Source organism: Desulfobacter sp. UBA2225, assembly GCF_002348205.1.
Classification (GTDB): domain Bacteria; phylum Desulfobacterota; class Desulfobacteria; order Desulfobacterales; family Desulfobacteraceae; genus Desulfobacter; species Desulfobacter postgatei.
In genome coordinates, this window is record NZ_DDYV01000238.1 from 1 (window position 1) to 3,882 (window position 3,882).

Genomic DNA, 3,882 nt, shown 5'->3' on the forward strand with positions numbered 1-3,882 from the left:
CCGGGGGGGTGGACACCAACCTGTATCCCGGGGTGCTGCTGGCATTCAAACGCCTGGGTATTCTGGCGGAAACGGAACCCAGCCTGTTTGACAATGATGCCAACGGATATGTCATGGGCGAGGGGGCGGCCTGCCTGGTCGTAACCACCTATAAATATGCCAAACAGAATGATATGCCTATTCTGGGTGAATTAAAATGCCTGAACATGGCGGCAAGCGCGCCTGAGCATTTGCTTTCTCCTTCTGAAAACAAATATGAAAAGGTGATCTCAAATGACACCGGGGTATTTAAAACCAGGAAACCCCATCTGGCATATCTGGATGTATTTGGTGTGTCCAACCCGTTCCTGGATCTGGTTGAAAAACAGGCCATTGAAAAAAGCCTGAACCATCCCGTGGGATACGGCAATATCAAAACCGAGTTCGGGTACTTTAAAGCAGCCAATCCCGCCGTAGTCATGGCAAGGCTTTTGATGATGTCGGAGAAAGGGGTGTTACTGCCCACCCACGGCTACAGGCCCCACTCGACACTCATAGAAAAGAACAGTCTGCTGCACCCGGTAAAAGAGATAACACCGCTGGCGGACGGCGCACTCTTAGGGGCTGATGTCAACGGTATCGGCGGCAACCACGGCCATGTGATCATTGGCCGGCTGCCCCGGTTCCTGCAGTCCAAAAAGGCTTACGTTTCTGTGGCGCAGGCCGCAGTCACCCCCGGTGTCTGGCCGGACAAGGTCCGGCCCCTGGCGGTCACAGCCCTGCTTTCGGGCCAGGGTGCGCAGTCTGCAGGCATGCTGAACGCCCTTTATCAGGCTGTTCCTGAAATAAAAGCCGTGATGGATCAGGGAGAAACCATCTTCCAGGAGCGTCGTGGAACATCCCTGCTGGAGCTCATGAACACCGGCGGTACTCCGTTAAACCAAACGGAAAACACCCAGCCCGCCATTTTTCTGTCCACGGCGGCTATCTATCATGCCTTAAGCCTTAAAGGTTTTGAGCCTGATTTTTATATCGGCCACAGTGTAGGGGAATATTCAGCCCTGTACTGCGCAGGCTTGATTGATTTCAGCACAGCCATGAACCTTGTGATTTCCAGGGCTGATTTCATGGCCCGGGCATCAAAAGAAAACCCCGGCGGGATCATGGTGGTTTTTGACGGGGAAAAAGCTGCCCAGGAGATGATTTCGGAATCCGGTGTTGACGATATCTGGCTGGTCAACAAAAACAGTGAAAAACAGACCGCCATTGCCGGAACAACAAAGGGCATAGACCTTTTTTGCGCCCATCTTAAAGATAAAGACATTTTCCATAAAAAACTGGCCCTGTCCGCAGCCTTCCACACCCCGTTGCTGGAATCTGCAGCAGCCAATATGGCCAAGACGCTTGAATCGGTAAAATTTAATCTTAAAAACGCCCATAAAATCATCTCAAATCTGACCGCCAGACCTTATCCTGCAGATGAACAGATGATCCGGACACACCTGGCGCGCCAGATCGTCTCCCCTGTGGAATTTGTAGAATCCGTAAAAGGCGTTCATGCACAGGGGTGCAAAAGGTTTATTGAAATCGGACCGGGTCGGCTGTTGTGCAACCTGTTGAAAAACATCTCCATTGAGGAACCGGAATCCATGCCCACGGCAGATGCTAAAAAAGGAGAACTTGAAAGTTTCAACCTGGCCGCAGAGCGGTTTATCGCACCCAAGGCAAAAGAGATTGCCCAGGCAAGCGAATCGGCTCCCCTGGAGCGAATGAACTTTGAACCTAAAGAGCTGAATAATAAGGATTTGAAAACCAAGGGCCTGGAAAAAACAGACGCCCCAAAAGAAGTAATGAACAAAGATATATCGTTCAACACCTTTTTAGAGCAGAACAAAACTTTGGTTCAGGAAGCGCTTCAGCGTGAATATGAAGCGTTTCAGCAGAAAAATGCCTTGGCTGCCGTTGAAAATTTAGGCCTGTATACCGGTTCTGTCTGTATCGCCGGTGTTTCCGTGGGCCTGCCCGGTAAAGGACACCAGGTATTCAATGATAAAAACTTTGACCGTATTCTGGCCGGGAATAATTTCATTGAACCCCTGACCGAGGAAGAGAAACATAGAATCGTCGACATGAATATTACCCGGGTTTACAAGGAACCCAATGGCAATGCCCGGTTTGTGGATATTGTGAGCACTAAGGATGTGATCCAACTGGCCGGGAAACTGGGGTATTTTGATCTGTCTACGGAATACGGCATCAGTCGCAAGTTTGACCTTGTGGATGAACTGGCCATGGCCGCAGGACTTGAAGTGCTGAAAGACGCCAATATCCCCCTGGTCCAAGGGTATAAAAAAACCTCCACCGGCAGTCGCATCCCGGACGGACTGGTATTGCCCCAAGAGATGCAGGATACAACCGGCGTGATCATGACAGGTATTTTTCCTGGTTTTGAAACTCTGCTGCACCATCTCAATGCGTATTACTACAACAAGTTTTACGTCAAACCCTATGAAGAGCTGGAAAACATCTATTATCACCTGATGGAGAATCTGTCGGACAGGGATATGAAGGATGTGATCACGAACTGGTTTTTCAAGATACGTGAGCGACGCAAAGTATACGGCCAGTATAAATTTGAACGTAATATCCTCTTTGATATCGTCTCCTTAGGCGGTGCACATTTTGCCCAGCTCATCCGGGCAAAAGGCCCCAATATTCATCTGAGCGGGGCGTGTGCATCCGCCACCCAGGCCATTGGCGTGGCACAGGACTGGATTCGAAGCGCCCGGTGCGACAGAGTGATCGTCATCGGCGGAGAAGCGGCCACAAGTGAGGCCCAGATGCCGTGGGTGGGGTCAGGATTTCTGGCCATGGGCGCTGCCACCAGCAAGGAAGTGGTTTCAGACGCTGCCAAGCCCTTTGATGAGGACAGAAACGGCACAATTTTAGGTTCCGGTGCCGTGGGGATCGTTGTGGAACGCGAAGACACCCTGAAACGCAGGGGGTTGAACGGCCAGGCCCGGATCTTGGGCTCCTATATCGGAAACAGCGCATTCCATCCCTCCCGTATTGATGTGGGCCACCTTTCCGGTGAACTCAATAAATTCGTGGGCCAGGTGGAAAGGCAAAACGGCATATCCCGCAGGGATATGGCCGGGCAACTGGTATTTATGTCCCACGAGACCTTTACACCGGCCAGGGGCGGTAGTGCCTCGGCTGAAGTGGAGGCGTTAAAATCGGCGTTCCCAGATGATTACAAGCAGATCACAATCACCAACACCAAGGGATATACAGGCCACACCCTGGGCGCGGGCGTTGAGGATGCCATACTGGTCAAAGGCCTGCAGAAAAAGAAGTTTCCGCCTGTGGCCAACCTGGACCATGTGCCTGCCGAATTTTCAGATTTGAACTTTACACAGTCCGGGAATGGCGACTACCGCTTTGGGCTGCATTTCAGCGCCGGGTTCGGATCCCATTTTGCATTTTTAATGGTAGACCGGCTTGAGGAAGCCGGCGTGGAGAATAATCCGGCCTACCATGCGTGGCTGACCCGGATCACCGGCAGCACAGAACCCATGCTGGGCGTCACAAATAAAACCCTGTGCGTTTTCCCCAAGGATCAACGCACAGGGGCAATTGCCCAGGGAAAGATAGAGGATAAAGGCAGTGGGGCGGCCAAACCTGCTGCCCCTGAAGTCGGGACATCAAAGGGCCACGATGAACCCGAACAACCGGTATCTGTCCAGGTGGAACACTCCCCAAAAGTTGCGGTGAAATCAGCGGCCACAGATGTTTTAGGTCAAATCACCGACCTGATCGCCAACCAGACCGGATACACCCGTGATATGCTGGAACCTGATCTGGATCTGGAAGCGGATCTGGGCATTGACACGGTCAAGCAGG

At 51.9% G+C, this 3,882-nt stretch carries 1 protein-coding gene; it reads left to right on the forward strand.

Going from position 1 to position 3,882, the window contains the following annotated elements; translation table 11 throughout:
* Positions 1-3,882: acyltransferase domain-containing protein (locus tag B3D59_RS11940; protein WP_286820029.1), on the forward strand; the 3,882-nt coding region annotated here is incomplete at both ends.